This is a genomic window from Magnetococcales bacterium (genome assembly GCA_015228815.1).
GTDB lineage: Bacteria > Pseudomonadota > Magnetococcia > Magnetococcales > UBA8363 > UBA8363.
Genome location: JADGCV010000055.1, coordinates 1 through 19,971 on the forward strand (window position 1 = coordinate 1; position 19,971 = coordinate 19,971).

The 19,971-nt window shown below is 58.6% G+C and carries 20 protein-coding genes and 1 pseudogene; 11 read left to right on the top strand and 10 right to left on the bottom strand.

Annotation, left to right across the window (positions count from 1 at the left end; translation table 11 throughout):
• Positions 1 to 96: 96 nt before the first annotated feature.
• Genes dnaQ through hemN form a run of 3 tightly spaced genes read right to left on the bottom strand, consistent with a single transcriptional unit; the run spans position 97 to position 3,633 of the window.
• Positions 97 to 834, bottom strand: coding sequence for a DNA polymerase III subunit epsilon (gene dnaQ / locus HQL76_16295; protein MBF0110728.1), 738 nt, complete (start codon positions 832 to 834; stop codon positions 97 to 99).
• The gene (hemG, locus tag HQL76_16300; GenBank protein ID MBF0110729.1) at positions 812 to 2,230 is read right to left on the bottom strand and encodes a protoporphyrinogen oxidase; all 1,419 of its coding nucleotides are present in this window, start codon (positions 2,228 to 2,230) and stop codon (positions 812 to 814) included. The genes dnaQ and hemG overlap by 23 nt, the downstream gene beginning before the upstream one ends.
• Positions 2,227 to 3,633: an oxygen-independent coproporphyrinogen III oxidase gene (gene hemN / locus HQL76_16305; protein MBF0110730.1), complete on the bottom strand. Its 1,407-nt coding sequence runs from the start codon at positions 3,631 to 3,633 to the stop codon at positions 2,227 to 2,229. The genes hemG and hemN overlap by 4 nt, the downstream gene beginning before the upstream one ends.
• A gap of 225 nt (positions 3,634 to 3,858) precedes the next feature.
• Between hemN and HQL76_16310 the strand changes: the two genes are divergently transcribed.
• Positions 3,859 to 5,043 carry an SPOR domain-containing protein gene (locus HQL76_16310; protein ID MBF0110731.1) on the top strand — a complete coding sequence of 395 codons (1,185 nt, stop codon included), beginning with the start codon at positions 3,859 to 3,861 and terminating at the stop codon, positions 5,041 to 5,043.
• 61 nt (positions 5,044 to 5,104) lie between these two features.
• Here the strand turns inward: HQL76_16310 and HQL76_16315 are convergent, their stop codons facing one another.
• Positions 5,105 to 5,359, bottom strand: a complete 255-nt coding sequence (locus tag HQL76_16315; protein ID MBF0110732.1) for a hypothetical protein — start codon at positions 5,357 to 5,359, stop codon at positions 5,105 to 5,107.
• A gap of 74 nt (positions 5,360 to 5,433) precedes the next feature.
• Here HQL76_16315 and ccmA point away from each other — a divergent pair, with 74 nt between their 5' ends.
• The 7 genes and pseudogenes from ccmA to HQL76_16350 all read left to right on the top strand — a co-directional run bounded on the left by ccmA (position 5,434) and on the right by HQL76_16350 (position 8,918).
• Complete coding sequence (gene ccmA / locus HQL76_16320) at positions 5,434 to 6,090, top strand: heme ABC exporter ATP-binding protein CcmA (GenBank protein MBF0110733.1); 657 nt, start codon at positions 5,434 to 5,436, stop codon at positions 6,088 to 6,090.
• Complete coding sequence (locus HQL76_16325; GenBank protein MBF0110734.1) at positions 6,084 to 6,749, top strand: heme exporter protein CcmB; 666 nt, start codon at positions 6,084 to 6,086, stop codon at positions 6,747 to 6,749. The genes ccmA and HQL76_16325 overlap by 7 nt, the downstream gene beginning before the upstream one ends.
• 4 nt (positions 6,750 to 6,753) lie before the next feature.
• Positions 6,754 to 7,446 carry a cytochrome c biogenesis protein CcsA gene (gene ccsA, locus HQL76_16330; GenBank protein ID MBF0110735.1) on the top strand — a complete coding sequence of 231 codons (693 nt, stop codon included), beginning with the start codon at positions 6,754 to 6,756 and terminating at the stop codon, positions 7,444 to 7,446.
• Positions 7,439 to 7,582, top strand: coding sequence for a hypothetical protein (locus tag HQL76_16335; GenBank protein MBF0110736.1), 144 nt, complete (start codon positions 7,439 to 7,441; stop codon positions 7,580 to 7,582). Before ccsA ends, HQL76_16335 begins: the two co-directional genes overlap by 8 nt.
• Positions 7,583 to 7,796: 214 nt before the next feature.
• On the top strand, positions 7,797 to 8,216 hold the full coding sequence (locus HQL76_16340) for a hypothetical protein (GenBank protein ID MBF0110737.1): 420 nt from the start codon (positions 7,797 to 7,799) through the stop codon (positions 8,214 to 8,216).
• Between the two features lie 122 nt (positions 8,217 to 8,338).
• Positions 8,339 to 8,627 (top strand): annotated as a pseudogene (locus tag HQL76_16345) (type II toxin-antitoxin system RelE/ParE family toxin).
• Between the two features lie 3 nt (positions 8,628 to 8,630).
• A complete protein-coding gene (locus HQL76_16350) occupies positions 8,631 to 8,918 on the top strand; it encodes a putative addiction module antidote protein (GenBank protein MBF0110738.1) in 288 nt (95 codons plus the stop codon).
• An 83-nt stretch (positions 8,919 to 9,001) separates the two neighbouring features.
• On the opposite strand, the gene HQL76_16355 is transcribed toward HQL76_16350, so the two are convergent.
• From HQL76_16355 to HQL76_16365, 3 genes are read right to left on the bottom strand one after another with little or no spacing between them, the layout of a single operon-like run.
• Entirely contained in the window at positions 9,002 to 9,787 is a 786-nt protein-coding gene (locus HQL76_16355) for a sulfite exporter TauE/SafE family protein (protein ID MBF0110739.1), read from the bottom strand.
• Positions 9,788 to 9,804: 17 nt separating this feature from the next.
• Positions 9,805 to 10,536, bottom strand: coding sequence for a hypothetical protein (locus tag HQL76_16360; protein MBF0110740.1), 732 nt, complete (start codon positions 10,534 to 10,536; stop codon positions 9,805 to 9,807).
• A gap of 31 nt (positions 10,537 to 10,567) precedes the next feature.
• Positions 10,568 to 10,906, bottom strand: coding sequence for a helix-turn-helix transcriptional regulator (locus HQL76_16365; GenBank protein MBF0110741.1), 339 nt, complete (start codon positions 10,904 to 10,906; stop codon positions 10,568 to 10,570).
• 268 nt (positions 10,907 to 11,174) lie between these two features.
• On the opposite strand from HQL76_16365, the gene HQL76_16370 reads away from it, so the two are divergent.
• On the top strand, positions 11,175 to 12,995 hold the full coding sequence (locus HQL76_16370) for a hypothetical protein (GenBank protein ID MBF0110742.1): 1,821 nt from the start codon (positions 11,175 to 11,177) through the stop codon (positions 12,993 to 12,995).
• Here the strand turns inward: HQL76_16370 and yhbY are convergent.
• The 3 genes from yhbY to HQL76_16385 form a co-directional block, all read right to left on the bottom strand.
• A complete protein-coding gene (yhbY, locus tag HQL76_16375) occupies positions 12,985 to 13,383 on the bottom strand; it encodes a ribosome assembly RNA-binding protein YhbY (GenBank protein MBF0110743.1) in 399 nt (132 codons plus the stop codon). The genes HQL76_16370 and yhbY overlap by 11 nt on opposite strands.
• A 78-nt stretch (positions 13,384 to 13,461) precedes the next feature.
• Positions 13,462 to 14,544 (bottom strand): response regulator, encoded by a 1,083-nt coding sequence (locus tag HQL76_16380; GenBank protein ID MBF0110744.1) that lies wholly within the window; start codon positions 14,542 to 14,544, stop codon positions 13,462 to 13,464.
• A 16-nt stretch (positions 14,545 to 14,560) separates the two neighbouring features.
• Complete coding sequence (locus HQL76_16385) at positions 14,561 to 16,024, bottom strand: response regulator (protein ID MBF0110745.1); 1,464 nt, start codon at positions 16,022 to 16,024, stop codon at positions 14,561 to 14,563.
• Between the two features lie 1,566 nt (positions 16,025 to 17,590).
• On the opposite strand from HQL76_16385, the gene HQL76_16390 reads away from it, so the two are divergent.
• Both HQL76_16390 and HQL76_16395 read left to right on the top strand, forming a co-directional pair.
• The gene (locus tag HQL76_16390) at positions 17,591 to 19,366 is read left to right on the top strand and encodes a hypothetical protein (protein MBF0110746.1); all 1,776 of its coding nucleotides are present in this window, start codon (positions 17,591 to 17,593) and stop codon (positions 19,364 to 19,366) included.
• Positions 19,367 to 19,368: 2 nt separating this feature from the next.
• Positions 19,369 to 19,746 carry a hypothetical protein gene (locus HQL76_16395; GenBank protein ID MBF0110747.1) on the top strand — a complete coding sequence of 126 codons (378 nt, stop codon included), beginning with the start codon at positions 19,369 to 19,371 and terminating at the stop codon, positions 19,744 to 19,746.
• The last annotated feature ends 225 nt before the right edge of the window (positions 19,747 to 19,971 follow it).

The window sequence follows — 19,971 nt, forward strand, 5'->3', positions numbered from 1 at the left end:
GCTTCGCCCCCAAACCCCCACTGGGAAGGGGAAACCCCTTCCCAGACCCATCCTGATGACTAAAAGACCACAAACACACGGTTCCCCCCCTGATCGTCAATGCCCCGGCGCCTCCTGCCCTTTGTCCAGGATTTCGGGCCAGCGGACGACGTTTGACTTTTTCTTCAGGAATTCAAGATAATTGCGATGCTCCGTCTCTTCGCAGGGACTGAGCGGCCAGGATCGGGGGGTATAAGTCCCATGGGCGATCTTCTCCCATCCCGGCGTCATTTCGCGGGTCACCGTGCGGTTGCCCTCATCGGATCCCAATTCCAGTTTGAACTGGCTCCCACCCACCAGATGAACATAGACCTCCGCCAGGAGTTCCGTATCGAGCAAGGCGCCGTGAACGGTACGTTGACTCAAGTCAATGCGAAAACGACGGCACAGGGCATCGAGACTGGCCGCGGCGTTGGGAAAACGACGTCGGGCAAGCGACAGGGTATCGATCGCCCGCGAGGGTCCGAGTCCCTCCCGACCAAGACGCGCCAGTTCGGCGTTCAAAAATCCCAGATCGAACTGGGCATTGTGGATCACCAGGCGATCCGTGCCAAGAAACGCGAGAAAATCATCGACGATCTCCCGAAACAACGGTGCATTGGCGACCTTCTCGTTGGTAATGCCATGAATCCGGGTTGCATCGGCGGGAATGTCACGTTCCGGGTTGAGGTACCATTGCCGACTTGCGCCGCGGCCCAGATTGATCAACTCCGTGCAACCGATCTCGACGATACGATGCCCCGCCGCCGGATCGATTCCGGTCGTTTCGGTGTCAAGGACAACCAAACGTTCCATGGCACGATCCCTCCTTCCCCCTGGCCGGACACCACGCATCCGCCAGGCGCTCGCTGTTGCGTATCCGATCCGCCACCGAGACACCGCCAATGAAATTGCCACACAGGTAAAGCCCCGGCCAACCATCGAGCAGGCGTGAAATCCGCGCCACCCGTTGCAAATGCCCCATTTCATACTGGGCGATTGCCGCCTGGTAACGGGTCACCGCGACAAACCTTGGCGACGCACCGATCGCCAGGGCCCGGGCCAATCCCGCCACCACCCGTTGCGTCAGGGGCTCATCCGCCAACGCCACCACCTCCGGATGCCTCATGCCACCCGCGAAGGCGGTCAGAAGGGCCGTCCCCTCATCCGCCCGCCCCGGAAACAATGTCGAGGAAAACAGGCATCCCAAAAGATCCATCCCCTCCCGCCGCGGAATCAGATAGCCGAAGCCATCCAGGGGATGACCGATCCCTCCCCGATCAAAACCCAAAGCCATGGAAACCACCGGGGCATGGCGAATTCCCTGCAATTCCAAGGTCGCAGCCTCGGACAACGGCGCCACCAGGGGAGCGGCATCGCAGGCAGGAACCGCCAGAAAAACCCCCTCGCCCACGACCGAAAAATCATTGGCCCCGCGAACTTCCCACTGTCCCCCCCCCAGCGGCACGATCCGTATCCCCTCGACTCCAGTGATGCACCGTACCGCATTGGAAGCGGCCCGATGCAAATGCGCCTGCACTGCCGTGACAAGCCGTTCCATCCCGTCGTCAAAAGAGATGAGCCGCCCCCGGGGCATGCCGCCGACCCGTCCCTGTCTGCCCAAGGCAATGGCCCCGCGAATCAGCGAACCGTACCGCTCTTCGAGGGCGTGGATCCGGGGAACCGCGGCCCGGACCGACAAAACGTCAGGGTCTCCCGCGTACACCCCCGAGATGAAGGGATCGATGGCCCAATCGAGAAATTCGGCCCCCAGCCTTCGGGTCACGAACCGGGCGATCGATTCCTCGGCGTCTCCCCGGGAACGAAACGGTTCCCGCAGGAGTCCCAATTTGCCCCGCAAGGAAAACAACGGTGTTTTCAGAAACTCCGATGGTGACCCGGGGAGTGGCAACAGACGCCCCATCTTCTGGACATATCGGCGACCGGCGGCAGGATTGGCGATCCGGGGAAGCAGACCGAGGGCATCCATGAGCCGGCCCAGGGCATCGGATTCATCCCCCGGTTTGTGCATCGTGGAATTGGGACCGTGCTCGACAAGAAACCCCGCGGAACGGGAGGTGCGGATCACCCCCCCGGTACGGCCCGTCCGTTCCACCAGGGTGACCGCCACCCCCTTGCGTTCGAGGAAAAAAGCGAGTGACAACCCCGAAATTCCGCCGCCGACGATGATCGCCCGTGGTATGCCGTTCATAATGTCCTGGAAAAATTCCTGGTGGCGGGACGGTGGGACAAATGCCAGTCGAACACCATGCACACGTTACGGATCATCAATTTTCCGACCGGTCGGATATCGATGCCCCGGTCGTGAAGGTCCACCAGGCCATCGGCGGCCAACGGTCGCAGGGCTTGCAGTTCCCCCTGGAAATAATCGGAAAACAGGATACCGAACCGGGTTTCGATCTCGGCGAATTCAAGGGAAAAACGACAGATCAACCGATTGATGACGGCATTGCGGATTTCATCGTCGCGCGTGCGCCTGAGACCGCGATGGATCGGGGACTGCCCCTGGGTGACCGCGTCGCGATAGCCGTCGATGGTTTTCTGGTTCTGCGCGAACACCTGGCCGACCTGGCTGATGGAAGAGACGCCCAGGCCGAACAGGTCGCAGTCGGCATGGGTGGTGTATCCCTGGAAGTTTCGGTGCAACATCCCTTTTCGCTGGGCGATCGCCAGTTCATTGTCGGGTTTGGCGAAATGATCCATCCCGATGAAGACATACCCGCGCCGCAACAGGGTATGGATGGTCTGTTCCATCATGGCCAATTTTTCCGCCGCCGACGGCAACTGATCGGCATGGATTCGCCGCTGCGGCATAAAATAATGCGGCAGATGGGCATAATTGAAAACGGCGAGCCGGTCGGGGTCGAGCACATCGAGGACCTCGTGCAAACTGTTGTCGAAGGAGACCCGATCCTGAAGAGGAAGCCCATAGATCAAATCAAGATTGACCGAATGGAAACCGGCGGCCCGGGCTTCCGCCACCACCCTGCGGTTGAGGTCCATCGGCTGAATCCGATTGACCGCCTTCTGCACCGCCGGATCGGTATCCTGAACCCCGAAGGAAATCCGGTTGAACCCCATCCGACGCAAACCCGAGATCGCCCCCGGAACCACCTCCCTGGGATCGATTTCAATGCCGTATTCACCCGAATCGTCGTCCAGAATGTGGAAATGCTGTCGCAACCGGTCAAAAAGGGCCGCCATCTCATCCAGAGACAGGAATGTCGGGGTGCCACCGCCAAGATGCAACTGCCGCACGGGTCGCGAACGGGTCACCAACCGCCCCACCGCCTCGATTTCCCGAAACAACCATTCCAGATAGGCCGATCCCTGGCGACGATCCTTGGTCACCAGCTTGTTGCAGGCGCAATAGAAACAGACCGTGTCGCAAAAAGGGATGTGAATGTAGAGAGAGACCGGGCGTTGGGGATCGGTTCTGGCGATGGCTTCCACCTCGGTGGTCACCTCCGCCGCCGGGAACGGTTCGACAAAGCAGGGGGCGGTGGGATAGGAGGTGTATCGGGGACCCGAGACATCATATTTGCGTATGAGATCAAGGTCGATGGCGACCGACGGCAATGCGGAACAGGGCATGATCGATGGGTTCTCCCGGTTCTTGACGGAAAATGAAACAGCCGCAAACGCCCGCTTCACCCCCCTGTTTCATGGACCACGTCATTGCAACATCGTGGCGTTTGATCCGTGAATATGTTATCGAAATGTGGCATGCTCACCCGGCATGGAGATTCCAACGATGATGGTGACCGGCCTGACTGTGGTTCGTCAAGTCAAAATTCCCTGTTGCAGGGTCGTACCCCAATGAAAACTTCATCCAATCGTGAACAACAATTATTTCTGGTGACCGGGGGGGCCATCCTATTTCTGATTTTGGCGGTGGTGGTCTTCAACATGATCAGCGCTCCGAGCCCCGTTCCCGAGGAACACGCCGAACCCGTTTCCAGGGTCCACACCGCCGAGAGCCAGCTGGCCACGGCGGTCAGCGAAACCAGGGAACCCTGGAAAGTCGTGCCCGAACCCGTGGCACCCCCGACCAACGATGCCACGGCAGCGGTCCCGCCACCGGAGCAGGCGGAAGAACTCGCCCCCCACGCGGTACAGCTCCCATCGGCGCCGAACGGCGCAACCGTCAGCGAAACCACCACCGATCCCCTGGAACGGGCGCGGCGGATGCTCGAACCAACCCCACCGGCCACGGCGAGCGTGACCAAGGCTGCTCCCCCGGTCGCCACGACAAAACAGACCGTCCCAACGACTGCCGCCAAGCCCATCGTCGTCCCCCATCCTCCCGCCACCCTGCCAGGATCCGTTCCGCCACGGCAGGCCCCCGGCGCCCAGGCCGTCCATGCCGAAACCTTCCCGGCGGTCGCGGCCACGGAACCGCGCCCTGCCGCCACGACACCTCAAGCCACCCGCCAGGGCACCGAGAAACAGCCTGTCGAAAAACCTGTCACCAAAACGCCTCCGCCCGTGAAAACGGTCAAAATCGCCGACAGGCCGATCGTTCCCCCGGAAGCGCCGGTCAAGGCAACCAAGGCAATCGAGCGGCCCACCCCCACTGTCGAAACGGTCCGGCAAGCGCAACCCGTCAAGACGCCGCCACCCGCAAAGGTCGATTATTCCGAAGAGCTGACCCAGGAGATCGCCCGACAGTTTGGCGCCGAAGCCGCCACGACATCCACCAAACCCACGGCCAAACCCGTCGTTACCGCCAAATCGGCCCCCTCCCCCTCGGGAGGATCGCGATTTCTGATCCAGATCGCCTCGTTCGCCACCACCGACAAGGCCAAATCGATGGCGGACCGGGTGGGATCGGTCGTCTCCCAGGGACGACGCATACCGGTCAGTCAAGTCAACGCAACCGTCAGCGGCAAAAGTTATTTCCGGGTCCGTGCCGGTCCCTTCGCCAACCGTGCCGGCGCCGAGGCGGCCCTCCAGGCCCTGGGACAGGCAGGCATCGGTGGCTCCATTGTCTCTCTGGACTGACCGGTCCATGAAGGAACGTCGTCAAGGTACCTGAAGAAAGGTAACTGCCCGGGTATGCGGTTCAATTATTGAAAGAAAAAAGGGGGCTTAAGGGATTGCCCCCAGGGTTTTGCTTTTGATTTTGTTTTTGACTTTGTTTTTCACGCACCATTTCACCCGAAGCGAATTTCTGCGGTTTTTGCGGAAATTCGCGTAGGCGCGCGCCTGCGCAAGTTCCCGCAAAAATCACGAGGGAATCTTGCTTCGGGTGAAATGGCGCGTGAAAATCAAAGTCAAAACCCTGGGGGCAATCCCTTAAGCCCCTTTTTTCTTTCAATAATTGAACCCGAAACGTACCTGGGCAGTTACCTTCTTTCTTTCAATGGTTTCCTCTTTAGTCCGTGGGATGTCATGTTTCTTGAAGCAACCGGCATCGAACATCGTTTCGGTCGGCGAACGGTGTTGCGAGGAATCGAACTGACCGTCCCCGAAGGAGACTGCGCCGTCCTCTACGGCGCCAACGGTTCGGGAAAATCGACGCTGCTCTCCCTGATCGCAACCCGATTGCGCATCCAGAAAGGACATTGCCGTCTCGATACGATCGATCTTGGCCGCGAAGGGGAAACGGCCCGGCGCCACCTGATCTTCGTCGGCCATCACAGCCATTTGTACAGCCATCTGTCACCAACGGAAAATCTTCTGTTTTTTCGCGATCTCCACCAGATCACCGCCACCAACGACACCCTTGCCGAAGCCATTTCCCAGGCAGGACTCGCCCCCTTTCGCCACCAGCCGATCCGATGGTTTTCCGCCGGGATGAAAAAAAGACTCTCCCTGGCGCGAATCCTGATGTTTCAACCACGACTGCTGCTCCTGGACGAACCCTATTCGGCCCTGGATCATGAAGGAATCGTCTGGCTCAACACACTGATCGACTCGTTCCAACAACGCGGCGGCATCGTCGTCATGGCCAGTCACGACCCCGCCCGGGTCGCTGCCCTGCGCCATACCCCCTGGCGCCTCGAAGGGGGACGGTTGCATTCGATGGGAGAAGCGAATCCATGTTGAGGGGCATCTATCGACTGGCATGGAAGGATGTCCTGGCCGATTTCCGCCACCGTTCCACCTTCTCGTCGATGCTTTTTTTCTCCGTCGCCGTGCTCCTGGTGTTTCAGGCCGCCTTCGAACCCAACGGCCCGGAAGCACAACGCCTGGTGCCAGGACTGCTTTGGACCACCGTCCTCTTCACCACCATCATGGGACTGGGACGGGTGTTCCAGTCGGAAGAGGAAAACGGCGCCTTCGAAGGGCTCCTCCTCACCCCTCTGCCTCGCGGTGCCCTTTTTTTCGGCAAATGGTTGGGAAACCTGGTCCTGTCGCTCCTGGTCATGATCATGCTCGTCCCTTTGACTCTGATCCTGTTCAATGTCAACATCTGGCACCAGTTGCCGCTGTTGCTGGGACTGCTCTTTCTGGGTACCATGGGACTGACCGCCCTGGGCGTACTCCTGGCCGCCATGACACAAACGGCCCGATCCCGGGAAACCCTTCTGGCCCTTCTGCTTCTGCCCCTGGTCGCCCCCCTTCTCATCGCCGGGGTCCAGGCGATGAACACGGTCATCGCGACCGGAAGCGCGGTGGGACCCTGGTTGAACCTGCTCTTGATCTTCGATGCCATCTACCTGTCCCTGGCCCCCTGGGGATTCGGATGGCTGGTGGAGGAATGATGCGATGATGCGGATATTCGCCATGAACCGCTGGCTCGGATGGCTCTGCCTGGCACTGCTCTCCTTCGCCTTGTGGCTGGTCGTGAACGCCCCCATGGATTACCAGCAGGGCAATTCGGTCCGCATCCTCTACATTCACGTCCCCTCGGCAAAAATGGCCCTGGGAATCTATCTGGCCCTGACCCTTTTCAGCATCTGGTACCTGTGGAAAAAAAGCGAAACCGCCGACATTCTCGTCGAAGCCTCCGCCCCGGTCGGTGCCGCCTTCGCCGCCGTCACCCTCGCCTCGGGATCGATCTGGGGCAAACCCATGTGGGGCACCTGGTGGGTCTGGGATGCCCGCCTCACCTCGATGCTGGTGCTCCTGATCCTCTACATGGGACTCATCGCCGTCCGCAACGGCCTCGACGACCCCACCAAAGCTGCCCGGGCCACCGCCATCCTTGCCATCATGGGCGCGGTCGATCTTCCCATCATCCATTTTTCCGTGGTCTGGTGGCGAACCCTCCACCAACCCCCCTCCTTCGGCCAATCAACCGCCGGCCCCGCCATCAGCGGCCCGCTTCTCCCACCACTCCTATGGATGTCGTTGGCCTTTCTCCTCCTCGGCGCCTACATGGTCCTGCTCAAGGCCCGCGAAATCCAGGGACGCCGGACCCTCGAACGGATCGAAACCGAAAGAAACATCCATGTCTGACTATTCCTTCCATGTCCTCGCCGTCTATCTCCTCGCTCTGACCGTCTACGGCGGACTGATCCTGCGGTGGCACCTCAAGGCCCGACATATCCAATCCCAAATCGAATCACACCCCCCCCTTCCACACAACCCCTGAAACATATTTGGCCCGTTTATTGAATGTCAGAAGATTGAAAAAAAACAATCCTTACCCCAAATAGTGTTTCACTTGCTTCAATTTTTCCGTTAGACTGGTTCAATAATACGTTTGCGGAAGGATATAAGGGGGAAGGAAAACCCGTAACCGTTCATTCAGGGGGGTGGTCCGAGTTTTCTCGTTCGAGAAAAGTATCGGTCCGCGAGGTTTTGTCATGACAAGTCTTGCAGAACAGTTGAACAACGAACACATCGACATCATCGACAAGTATTGGTCGGCATTTTCCTTCGGTCTGACCTCAAGGGAAGGGCAGTTGATTCTGGGAAAGGCGCGGAGCGCATTTTTCAATCATCTGTTTCGTGAAGAGGGAGAATTGTGTCAAATCCTTCTGACCGCCGCCGAGAAGAATGCCCAAATCGCCAGCGCCCTCTCGCGCATCAATGAAGATGTCTTTTCGCTCACCAAGGTGATCATCGACTCGTTCAGCGAGTTCATGGCCGCCTACAACGCCGAAACCCGCTACTACTACCGCCAGATCATGTATACCATTCTCAACAGGGTCCCACCCGAAGAAGAATCGATCGTGGCGAAATATGCCAATGTGCTGCACATGTTCGCGCAAACACGCCACTGACACAATTTCGATGGACCCATGGAAAAGCTGTCGGCAATCAGGCGGTCGTGCGGAGTCGATGGCGTTCATGCCAACCTTCCCAGTATTGACAAGCCCGTATCCATTCGGATACGATAAGGGCCATGTACGTCATCCACGAGACCAATATCTTTTCCGACTGGCTGACCTCTCCGGGATGCACATGGCAAGGCAGCGATCCTGCGCCAATTGGTCAGAGTACGGATGGGCAATCCCGGCGATGTAAAACCTCTCGGGGATAGCCTGTTCGAAATGCGCATAGATGTCGGTCCCGGTTATCGAATTTACTGCGTCAGACGCGGAGACGTGCTGATCGTGCTGCTGTGCGGCGGGGACAAGTCCTCGCAGAAAAAAGACATTGCCCAGGCGCGCAAACTGGCGAAGGAGTGTTGAACCATGGCAACCGTTGTCACCAAAACGTTCGATCCCGCAGCCTACCTGAATGACGATGAGGTGGTGGCCGAATATCTGACCCAGGTCATGAAAGACGGAACCACCGGGGAATTTCTGATGGCCCTGGGCCATGTAGCCCAGGCGCGGGGCATGAAGCAGGTGGCTGAACTGTCCGGACTGGGCCGGGAAAGCCTCTACAAGGTTTTTGCACCCGGGGCCAAACCACGTTTCGACACGGTGATGAGGATCGTGCATGCCGTTGGATTCAAATTGAACGCACACGCATCCTGAACATTCATCGAAGGGGTCTCTCCTCCGGCGGCGGATCGTGGAATTGGCGGCACCCCCTGGGCCATCAGGTCGTCTTTCTCATTTCAGATCGCTCCGGATGCCAAACCCAAAGCAATCATCAACAACAGCACGCCCGTCCCCTTCCGCACCGTCACCATGGTGACCTTGTACAAGTATTTTTTGCCAACCAATACACCCGCGAATGCGCCGATCACACCCGCGAGCATCAAGGGAATCACGTCCACGTCGATGATCGCCGTCGTTCCGACGCCGAAGACCTCTCCATAAACCAACAAGCGACTTGCATCCACCAGAAGCCCGATCCAGGCGTTGGTACCCACAAAAACCTCCGTGGAAATGCCGGTCTTGACCAGAAAGGCGGAACGTAACGCCCCCTGATGCCCGGAAAGCCCGCCGAAGAATCCCGAAAGCAGACCACCCAGGAACAGATACCGGCGATCAAAACGCCTTTCCCGCAGGCCGGGCAACAATTCCAACAGGGCGAAGACAACCATCAGCGCCGCCATGATCAGTTTGATGGGGGTGATCACCGCTTCCCTGCCGGCCAGATCGTAGCGAACCATCTCGCCCAGGCCGGTCATCAAGCCCAGCACGGTGGCCCCGACCAAAGCGGCGGCAACGGCAGGCACGCCAAAGCGCCATACCAGCTCCCGGTCCAGACGACGACCCGTGGCCCCGACCTTGAACAGATTATTGGCCAGATGCACCACGGCGGTGGCCGCCACCGCCGTCTCCACCGGCAGGAACAGCGCAAACACCGGCATCAGCACCGTTCCCAAACCAAAACCGGAATAAAACGTCGTCGTGGAAACCATGCAGGCAACAACAGCGATCACGATGAGATCCATCCATCCCCTCCACAAGTCTATCGGCCCGTCAGTCGGCCTGTTTTCTTGAGAACTTTCAAAAAGATCCAGACTGTCAAAACAAATACGGACAAGGGTATCCAGACACTTTCGATCCCCAATCGCCCGTGAACGACGAAACTTCTTAGATTCTCGATAATAATGAAAACGATTATTGTGGTAAACACCGTATCATGCTCCCGGTACAGGGCCATGGCGAAACTGAACGGCAATTCCGGGGTACGCCACAACGACGGACGCGGAATCATGCAGGGGACGCGGTCGGCATATTCCCGGTAACGAACGCCGAATCTTTCCAACAGAAACGCCTCCTCGGTCAGGATGATGGGTGTGTAGGCCAGGGCGAAAAGCAGCGTGTTGAACAAAAGCACCTCCCAGTTCTGGAGAAGCAGGCTGATCCCCATGAGTATGAGATAGTTGCCGAGATAAAGCGGGTTCCTCACGATGGAATAGAGACCGGTGGTATTCAGAATCTCGGCCTTTTGCTCCCTGGTATTGCGTCCCGAGGTTCCATGGGGGACATGTCCGACCGTTCCGACGCGAATGCCATGCCCCATCAGCGCCACCAGGAGGCACAACGCTTCAAAGAGCAGATCAACGGAATGGCTCCCGAAAGGATAATTGATGTGATGCCGTTCAAAGACCACCAGGGGAACGAGCAACAACGGTGTAAAGCTGCGAAACCTGAAGAAGATGTGTCCCAGGTGTTCCAGATAACTGGACAATGGCATGAATCGGTCTCCTCCATGACGTTGGTGGCGCTCAACGCATTCGTGACGTATCTTCTCCCACTTCCCGGCACAGTTCACGCGCCTGCCGGCCCACCAGTTTCAACACCTCGTCCCCTTCCGGGGTCAGATAATAGCTCTTGCGGGACTTCGGCCCCCGTTCTGGATCCTGTTCGCCACGCAACCAACCGTTTTTCTCCATCCGGTTAAGCAATGGATAAAGGGTGCCGGGGCTGACATCGTAGCCGTGGCGGCGCAACTCCTGGAGCATCCAATGTCCGACCACTCCTCCCTCGGCAGCATGGTGCAGAATGTGAATCTTCCAGAATCCCAGCAGGATTTCCCGCATTACCAGTTTGCGCCGCTCCTCCATGAAACATTCTCCAATATAGACGATCATCGTAGACGTTTATCGTTATAATGTCAATACCTGGAACAGCCTCCGACCAACAATCATGAATATCGCCCATCATTAACGATTGACGATAATCATAAGGTGCGGTTAGCATGCTATTTTGCCAAGAAGAAACCAACACGGCCCACCATTGGCGCCGAAAGCATCGTGATTGCGTTCGGAACGGCTGAAACGGCGGCAGAATGCAGGAGAAACATGGCACGCAACAAGGCAAAAGGAGGGCAGCATGCGCACCTTGTCCATAAAAGTCCGGGTCATGGCCACCGCCGCCGGAATTTTCCTGGTCAGCACCTTGCTTATGGGCTTCTTCACCCTCGAATCCCAGACGGCGCAAATGGCGCGGACGACCCATGACCGTGCTGCCCGCACCCTGAAGCTATTTCCGGTGCAGGTAGCAGCGGACGCCGAAGGGCTGGCCAAGGCCCACGCCGGCCTGACCCGGAAGACCGAAGTGCTGCGCCTGTTCGCCAACCGGGACCTGAAGGGGCTCAAGGCCGCTGCCAAACCCATCTTCGACCAGATCAAGGCCGACTTCCGCATCACCCACATGTATTTCATCACCCCGGAGGGGGAAGTCTTTCTCCGCGCCCATGGCGAAAAGCGCGGGGACATGCTGCAACGAGTCACCTATCTGCAAGCCTTTTCCACGCATCGCTTGGCCAGCGGCATCGAGATGGGCAACAAATTTTTCTCGCTCCGCAGCGTACACCCCATCACCCTGGACGGACATCCCATCGGCTATCTGGAACTGGGTCAGGAGATTGATCACATATTCAGTAATATTCACGAGATGACCGGCGACCACCTGAGCCTGTTCCTCACCCGGGAATTTATCCAGTCCAAAAAAGTGGAATTGCAAAGGCCCCAGGTTGGAAATTTCGGCATGCTGGAGACCTCCGAGCAGGAGACGGCCGCCGGTCTGGCGGAAGCCCTGGGCAAGAAGATGGATGAAGGGCTGCGCAACATCGTTCTGACGGATGTGAAATGGAACGGGACTTGGTTCGCCGTGGGAGTAGAGCCCCTGAAAGATGCTTCCGGTTCGGTCGTCGGTGTCCTGCTGACCCATCGGAACGTTTCTTCCCTGCGGGCCGGGGTCTGGAACACCATCTGGCTCAATTCCGTCCTGTTCGCCCTGGTGCTTTTCGCCGCAGGCGCCATTCTCTACCTTTCCATCCGGGAGCGGTTGGCGAAATTCAACGAACTGCGCACCACCCTCCGGGAAGTGACCAATGAATGGAATCTTACCCGGCGGATTTCGTGCATCGGAAAGAACGACGAAATAGGTTCCGTCATCATCGGATTCAACCAGTTCATGGAAAAACTGCAACTTGTAGTAGGAAAAGCCAAGACCATTATCGATGACGTGGTCGATGGCAGCGGCGAGATCCAATCCGCCGCCTCCCGCCTTTCCTCGGGCGCCACCGCCCAGGCGGCCAGCGTGGAGGAGACTTCCTCCGCCATGGAGCAGATGGCGGCCAACATCCAGCAAAACACCGACAATGCCCTGACCACGGAAAAAATCGCGCAAACGGCGGCAAAAGACGCCTCGGAGGGGGGGCAGGCCGTTGCCCAGGCGGTGGACGCCATGAAACAGATTGCCACCAGGATTTCGATCATCGAAGAAATTGCCCGCCAAACCAACCTGTTGGCGCTCAATGCCGCCATCGAGGCAGCCCGGGCCGGAGAACACGGCAAGGGGTTCGCGGTGGTGGCGGCCGAGGTACGCAAACTGGCGGAACGCAGCCAGACCGCCGCCGGAGAGATCAATACCCTCTCTTCCTCCTCCGTCCAGGTGGCGGAGCGTGCCGGGGAGATCATGAGCCGACTGGCTCCGGATATCCAGAAGACAGCGGAACTGGTCCAGGAAATCGCCACGGCTTCCCGCGAACAAACTCAGGGTGTGACACAGATCAATACAGCCATTCAGCAATTGGACCAGGTCATCCAACAGAATGCCGGAGCCTCCGAAGAACTGGCCACCACGGCCGAGGAACTCTCGGGGCAGGCATTGCATCTGGAGGAAAGCATGGCCTTTTTCAAGATTTGAGTGTTCGATGCATTTTCTTGTTCGTTTCGGCACGACACGCCGTTCCATGCCTCCCCGGCAGATCCGACGGCGGTTCTTCTTTCGATTGCGGCAAAAGAATCCGACGTTTGGACACATCCCGCCTGGGACGGTAGAGAATGGCGATGTGGCCGATCATGCCGGCCTGTCGGGCGTCCGTGTGTTGCGCAATCTTTTCGGTCAAAGATGTCTTTTCTTCCTTGAAATCGTTGAAGCGAATCTTGATCAATTCATGGTCCTCCAGGGCTCGCTCAAGCTCGGCCAGGACCGCTTCGGTCACCCCATCGTGGCCGATCGCCACCACCGGTTTCAACGGATGGGCAAGAGCGCGAAGATATTTTCTTTGGGTCGAGGAAAGATTCATGGCCATCCTTCTTGAGAGTCGATCGGACACCGATGGAACCACTCCATCATCGGCAAACATTTTTCTGGACCTGGCGAAAACCGGTCAATCCCGGAATTCATCGCGAATTTCAAGGATTTCATCAAGGTGGGCCACAAACGCATCCACCACCCGGGGATCGAAATGGCTTCCCTTGTCCCGCTCGAGCAGGGCAACCGCATCCGCCACACTCCAGGCTTTTTTGTAGGGGCGCCGTGACACCAGGGCGTCAAATACATCGACCACGGCGCAAATGCGGCCTGCCAGGGGAATCTCCTCCCCCGCAAGCCCCCGCGGATAACCACGGCCATCCCAGCGTTCATGGTGGGTCCGGGCGATGACGCAGGCGGTCAGGAGGGGTTCTTCATGGCCGCCGCCAAGAATTTCCGCCCCGATTTCCGGATGCCGGCGAATCCTGGCGAATTCGTCATCGGTCAAGCGGTCCGCCTTGAGGAGAATGGCATCGGGAATGCCGATCTTGCCGACATCGTGCATCGCCGCGGCACTTTCGACGCACGCACAAAACACGGCATCGCCACTCAAGGCACGACTCACGATCCCCGCATAACGGCTCATCCGCAGGACATGGTTTCCGGTCTCGTTGTCACGAAATTCCGCAGCCCGCCCCAGACAGTGAATCACCTCCATCTTGGCCCGCTCCAACGCGGCATTGGCCCGCTCCAACTGCTCGTTGGCCTCCCTGAGTTGCACGGTCCGGATACGCACCTGATCCTCGAATCCCTTCTTCAACAAATGGACCGTCAACAGGTTGCTGACCCTGGGAATGACCTCCATGTGATCCAGGGGTTTGTTGAGGAAATCAAGGGCGCCGGCATTCAGGGCGGCATGGCGGACCTGACGATCGGTGACGGCGGTGATCATCAGCACCGGAAGATAATGCACCTCCCCCCGTGCGGCACGAATCGCCTCCATCACCTGGATTCCATTCATGTGCGGCATGTTGTAATCCAGAAGGACCAGATCGAAGGCCCCTTCGAGATACAATCGGACACTCTCCCGCGCATCATGGGTCGTGGTGATGTTCGTAAACCCGGCCCGTTCCAGAATCATCCGCATCAGACGGTTGTTGGCAGGCTGGTCATCCACGATCAGGATGTTGGCCTGGGACAGCGCGACGGTGACGTGCATGAAACAAACTCCTCGCCTACCCACCCAGATGATGCCGCACCCTTGGGAGGAAATCATGTAATATCAATGGCTTGACAACAAGGTCGTCGGCCCCGAGATGAAAAGCCCGGTCCCGTGTCTCCACCTTCTCGTCGCCGGTGATCAGGATGACGGGAATCCTTCGGGTCTGATCGTTTTTTTTCAATCGCCGCAACAGTTCCATGCCATCCATTCCGGGCATGTTCACATCGGACAGGATCAGATGGGGAGGGTCCAGCCCGATCCGTTCCAGGGCTGAATGACCGCTCTCCACCTCGATGACTTCAAGATCCATTTGCCGCAATACCGAATGGACCATGAAGCGATCCATGGGTTCGTCGTCCACCAGCATCACCCGTGGTTGAACGTGTGGCAGACGGGCACAAAAAACCGATCCCTCGCCCGAACTGCTCTCGACCGCCAGAGTCCCGCCATGGGCCTCCATGATGTCAAAGCTGAAGGGGAGTCCAAATCCGGTCCCTGTTTCACCCGCCGTTCCAAGGGTGGTGGTTTTTTCCGAAACATTGAACAGGCGCGGCACCATCTCCGGAGAGACGCCGACCCCCTGATCGCAAACTTCCAGGGCCGGTCCTCCCGATTCGGGTTGCCGGATGACGATCACATCGCCGGAACGGCTGAACTTGATGGCGTTGGTGAGCAGATTTTGCACCACCGCGGCAAACAGGCTCATGTCGGCAAACATGCGGACATCCGGTGGAATCTGGTTGTCGATGGCGATTTCCTTGTCGCGGGCCAGATGGACGATCCGCTGCACGACCGATTCGGAAAAAAATCTGAGGTCAAAAAAGGTTTTGTCCGGAATGATTTTTCCGGTCTTCAGCCGACCGATGTTCAAGACGCCCTCGATCAGTTCGATGAGGCTGCGTCCTGTGGCCATCATGTCATGAACGAGGTCGCGTTGCGCTGGTTTCATGCTGCCGTCGGGATCGTCGAGCAGGAACTCCATCAATCCCACCATCGAACTGAGGGGCGCGCGCAGATCATGGGCCACCAGCGAGACAAACTTGTCCTTTTGTCGATTGGCCTCCGACGCGGCCTCCCGCGTCCGCCGAATCAACTCCGCCACATCGTCGTCGCCGCGTTTGCGGAAGGAGACTACCCGCAAGGATTCCCCCGGAGAAAGAGATACGTCACGGACCGACACATCCACCGCCAACAGCGAACGATCGCGGGCATACAGGACCCCTTCGCGACTGGCGCCGGACTCATCCCCCGATCCCAGATGAAGACATCGTCGCTCCCCCACGCCGGGACCACCACCTTCCGCCCGTGGCGCACAGCAAAAGCAGGGGGGGGGGGCAAGGGAAGAAATCTCCTGGCGCCGCCATCCCAGAAGTTCCTCGGCACGGGCATTGAACAACACAATGCCGCCCCTGGCGTTCAAGGCGTAGACCCCGCAATCCAGGGCATCGAACAAACGGTTCAACCGGACATCCAGCATGCACGAAAATCCTTCCGTGATTGACAATTGACCCCTGAATTTTCCGCCCCGGCACGAATCCAAGCCAGAAATCCTTTCCCCATCATACCCCGTCCTTTGAAATTCCGAAATCCCATGGCACGATTCGACCGATAAGAAACAGACCCACCGGCGGTCAAGGAAGTGGATGCAAAATAACCGCCTTTGTGGCAACATGGCTCGTTCAATCCCATGGATCAACTTTTCAACCGGTCTCCCGCGGACCACGGGTTTGTCACCATGAATGCATTCGACCGTTTGCCGACAGGCCTGAAATCGGGGCTGGGTTTGGGTTTGGCAACCTTGTTTTTCCTGCTTGCCCTGACCGGATACGAAAAGGAGATCCGCCTGTGGATCAATCATCGACAGGAACTGCTGCGCCTGGTCACCCCCCAGCCCGAGGCGCAACGGGCTTCGGCGGTCGAACCATCCCTGGATCCCGGCTGGCTCAAGGGGATCGAAGAACGTCTCAACAAGGGACGGCAGGGATTGTTGGAGCAACAAAAAGCCATCGAGAGCCAACAGGAATTATTGCACCGCCACGCCCAGGCCGTCGCCACCCTGAAGGGTGAACTCCTGCGCCTGCGCCAGACCGTTGCCCCGTCCGATACCACCGGACAATCCGTGGCAACGCCCCCTCCCCAGGAAGAAAATCTCAAGCTGTTCCTCGAACTGCAACAGGCGTTCGTCACAAGCCTGGCGTTGCCTGCCGCACGCATGGACGACTCCCAGGAACTCAAGGAATTAAGGAAAAGCAACGATCGACTGGCCGCCATATCCCAGGCACTGTTGCAAAAAATTCCCGGAAAGGAATCCGACCCCTGGCGCAAGGGAATGCAGGAACTGGAGCTTGCCGCACGGGAGCGCAACAAGGTTCTCGATGCCCTCCTCCAGGCCGACAAGACGCCCACCAGGCCCGCCCCGCCGGCCATTGATTCCCGATCGCCCCCGAATCAAGCCGCTCCCGGCAACCCCCTGCACCCTTTATTTTCCCAGCTTGAAACCGCCCTCCTGCGTCACGATCTGGAGCGTATCCGCGGGCTGGTCGTCGAACTGCGACGGAGCGAAAAAGAGTACCGTCTGCATTGGAAAACCCGTTATCGCAACCATTTCGGCCAACTCTGGAAGAATCTGGAACAATCGTTCGCCGAGGCCGGAGAAAAGACGAACGAAATCAAGGCCGCTGCCATCGCTTACAAAGAGGCCTTCGAACGTTTCGTCGCGGAAAACGATGCCAACCGCTCGCGGGAAAGCACCATCACCACCCTCAACAGCCGCGCCGACCGATTGGAAGAACTCATCGCCAACGTGCGGGTCGAAGAGATCGGTATCGGATTTCTTCGCTTGAAGGGGGCGGCCTATTCCGGCGACGTCAAGGGGGTACAGACCTCCCTGAACGAGTTGCGGACCCGAATCCAAGGCTCATCCCTTTCCGCAAACGACAGGGACCGGCTGATCAAGGCCCAGGAAACCTTTGCCAGCGGATTTTTCTCGCTGGACCCCGCCCGGATGGCAACCACGCCCGCCCCGGCCACCGGTCTTCCCGCCATGAACGCCGGCGCGTCCGATCCCGCCCAGGAAAAAGGGTTGCGGGCGCTTCACGAGCTGGCCCGGACGATGGTTCGGACCAACGAATCCATTTTTTCCGATCCATCGTTCGAAACTGCCCTGAAAACTTCCGCCACCAGCACCGCCGCCCTGTCTCGGACAGGGAAACATGCACCGCCCCCTCCGGTGACCGCAGCCGAATCCGCAGTCATTCCGACGAGTGTCCCCCTGCCCAAAATCGATCCGGCCATTCTTGAAATTCCCAAGACTCCACCGATCGTTTCCAGGTCCACCCAGACCGCTGCCCGTCCTTCCACAAGTCCGACGGCCCTGGAATCCTCCATACCGCCACCACCCGTTCACGGTCAGGGACCGTTGATCTGGGCGGTCCTGGCGATCCTTTCGGGAATCGTCTTGACGTGGCTTTCGGTTCGCAGCCTGGAAAAGGGTCCGAGGATGCTGCTGCGACAGCTTGAACCCTTTTCTTCCGACCATAAAGGACCGTCCCGATCCGCGGCGCCGATTCAACTCGAAGGGGGGGTCATGGGACAGGTTGCCGACCGGCTCAACCGTTGCCTGCAATCGGCGCGGGACCAGTCGGCGCCACAGGAGTCGGGCATGGCCGACATCAGGCCGCTTCTGAAGGGACTTTCATCCAGATTCAAGGAGATCAAGGACCGGCATGGGATCCTGTCCGAACAGGCGTCCCGGGCCGTCGGTGCCACCGACGCCCTGGGCAAGCAACATGGTGCCGTCCTTGCCGCCCTGGAAAAGACCTCGGGATTGATGACGGGGGTCGGTCATTCCGCCGATACCCTGATCGAAATGCTGGGCCGTTCATCCAGCGCGATGGAAACCTCCAATCACAATCTGGCCTCGGTTGCCGCCGCCGCCGCCCAGGCTTCGGCGGGTCTTTCCCAGATCAGCGATCTGGCGCAGCGCTCCAATTCCAACATTTCCTCGACCGCCGCCGCCGTCGAATCGTTCCGCGCCAGCCTTGACGAGGTGCGTTCCCTGTGCCGTCTGGCCAACGAACAATCGCAACTGGCCAACAATCTGGCCAACGACAACCGCCAGGTCATGGAGCAACTTTCAGTTTCCGCCACCGAAATTCAATCGATGGTCTCGATGATCAACGATATTGCCGAACAGACCAACATGCTCGCCCTCAATGCCGCCATCGAGGCCGCCGGGGCGGGAGATGCCGGCAAGGGGTTTGCCGTCGTCGCCAACGAGGTCAAGGAACTCGCCCGGCAAACCGCCCACGCCACCCAATTGATTTCCGACAAGGCGACCGACATTCAAACCAACACCCAGGAGATGCAGTCCCGTGGCGAGAAGGTCAGTGACTCGATCGTCCGCATCAACCGTTCCAACAATGAAATCCTGGTCGCCATGGATGTCCAGGGGGATACCATGTCCACCGTCGCCGATACCATGGCCGAAATTGCCGAGGAGACCAACAATGTCACCCGGCAGGTGGTGGAATCGATCCATGGCATCACCGAAATCACCCGGAACGTTCATGAAGTTTCCACCAGCCTGTCCGATGTGACCGCGAGCGTCCGGGAGAGCAGTGTCGGTTTTCACGAGATGGCGCGACAGGTCGATCAGGCGGAACAGGAGTGCGTGGAAGTGAAAAAGCTGGTTCAGGTGGAACGCGATCAGGTCGATCATGAAACCACCCTCTTGAAGGAACTTCACGAGTCCATCGTGGTGCTCGATGGACTGGGCGACGCACTGGACAAGGACATTCTCAAGATCGGCGCCGCATGACCATGACCGAGGAGCCTGTTCGCATCGACAAATGGTTGTGGGCTGCCCGCTTCTTCAAGACCCGGGGCCTTGCGGCGGAGGCAGTCGCGGGTGGAAAGGTCCATTTGAATCAAAACCGGGTCAAACCGGGCAAAACGATCAAACCCGGAGATGAATTGGCGATCCAGAAAGGGTCGTGGGCAGTGACGGTGATCGTTCGCGCCCTTTCGACCCGGAGGGGGCCGGCCAGGGAGGCGGTTTCGCTTTACGAGGAAACGCCGGAAAGCATCGAAAAGCGGGAAAAAGCCGCCAGCCTCGCCACCTCGATCATGGTTCCGGTATCGGGTGGACGACCGACCAAGCGTGATCGGCGCGACCTTGAGAAATTGCGCGATTCGTGATGCGTCTCGATGCCCCCCAAGAACCCTCCCGGTTGAAAATTATTGAAAGAAAAAAGGGGTCTGGGGGATTGCCCCCAGGGTTTTGTTTTTGACTTTGTTTTTCCACGCGCCCCTTCACCCGAAGCGGTTTCTCGCGTGGTTTCTGCGAAAAGACCAGGATGCATTGCAAGTTTCCAGGCAGCACAACTTGAAATATGTTCACTTTTCTTCGCAAAACCCGCGAAG

Coding starts and splice junctions, on each gene's coding strand:
- dnaQ (MBF0110728.1), bottom strand. CDS start 834: ATGGAACGTTTGGTTGTCCTTGACACCGAAACGACCGGAATCGATCCG.
- hemG (MBF0110729.1), bottom strand. CDS start 2,230: ATGAACGGCATACCACGGGCGATCATCGTCGGCGGCGGAATTTCGGGG.
- hemN (MBF0110730.1), bottom strand. CDS start 3,633: ATGCCCTGTTCCGCATTGCCGTCGGTCGCCATCGACCTTGATCTCATA.
- HQL76_16310 (MBF0110731.1), top strand. CDS start 3,859: ATGAAAACTTCATCCAATCGTGAACAACAATTATTTCTGGTGACCGGG.
- ccmA (MBF0110733.1), top strand. CDS start 5,434: ATGTTTCTTGAAGCAACCGGCATCGAACATCGTTTCGGTCGGCGAACG.
- HQL76_16325 (MBF0110734.1), top strand. CDS start 6,084: ATGTTGAGGGGCATCTATCGACTGGCATGGAAGGATGTCCTGGCCGAT.
- ccsA (MBF0110735.1), top strand. CDS start 6,754: ATGATGCGGATATTCGCCATGAACCGCTGGCTCGGATGGCTCTGCCTG.
- HQL76_16335 (MBF0110736.1), top strand. CDS start 7,439: ATGTCTGACTATTCCTTCCATGTCCTCGCCGTCTATCTCCTCGCTCTG.
- HQL76_16340 (MBF0110737.1), top strand. CDS start 7,797: ATGACAAGTCTTGCAGAACAGTTGAACAACGAACACATCGACATCATC.
- HQL76_16350 (MBF0110738.1), top strand. CDS start 8,631: ATGGCAACCGTTGTCACCAAAACGTTCGATCCCGCAGCCTACCTGAAT.
- HQL76_16355 (MBF0110739.1), bottom strand. CDS start 9,787: ATGGATCTCATCGTGATCGCTGTTGTTGCCTGCATGGTTTCCACGACG.
- HQL76_16360 (MBF0110740.1), bottom strand. CDS start 10,536: ATGCCATTGTCCAGTTATCTGGAACACCTGGGACACATCTTCTTCAGG.
- HQL76_16365 (MBF0110741.1), bottom strand. CDS start 10,906: ATGGAGGAGCGGCGCAAACTGGTAATGCGGGAAATCCTGCTGGGATTC.
- HQL76_16370 (MBF0110742.1), top strand. CDS start 11,175: ATGCGCACCTTGTCCATAAAAGTCCGGGTCATGGCCACCGCCGCCGGA.
- yhbY (MBF0110743.1), bottom strand. CDS start 13,383: ATGGCCATGAATCTTTCCTCGACCCAAAGAAAATATCTTCGCGCTCTT.
- HQL76_16380 (MBF0110744.1), bottom strand. CDS start 14,544: ATGCACGTCACCGTCGCGCTGTCCCAGGCCAACATCCTGATCGTGGAT.
- HQL76_16385 (MBF0110745.1), bottom strand. CDS start 16,024: ATGCTGGATGTCCGGTTGAACCGTTTGTTCGATGCCCTGGATTGCGGG.
- HQL76_16390 (MBF0110746.1), top strand. CDS start 17,591: ATGAACGCCGGCGCGTCCGATCCCGCCCAGGAAAAAGGGTTGCGGGCG.
- HQL76_16395 (MBF0110747.1), top strand. CDS start 19,369: ATGACCGAGGAGCCTGTTCGCATCGACAAATGGTTGTGGGCTGCCCGC.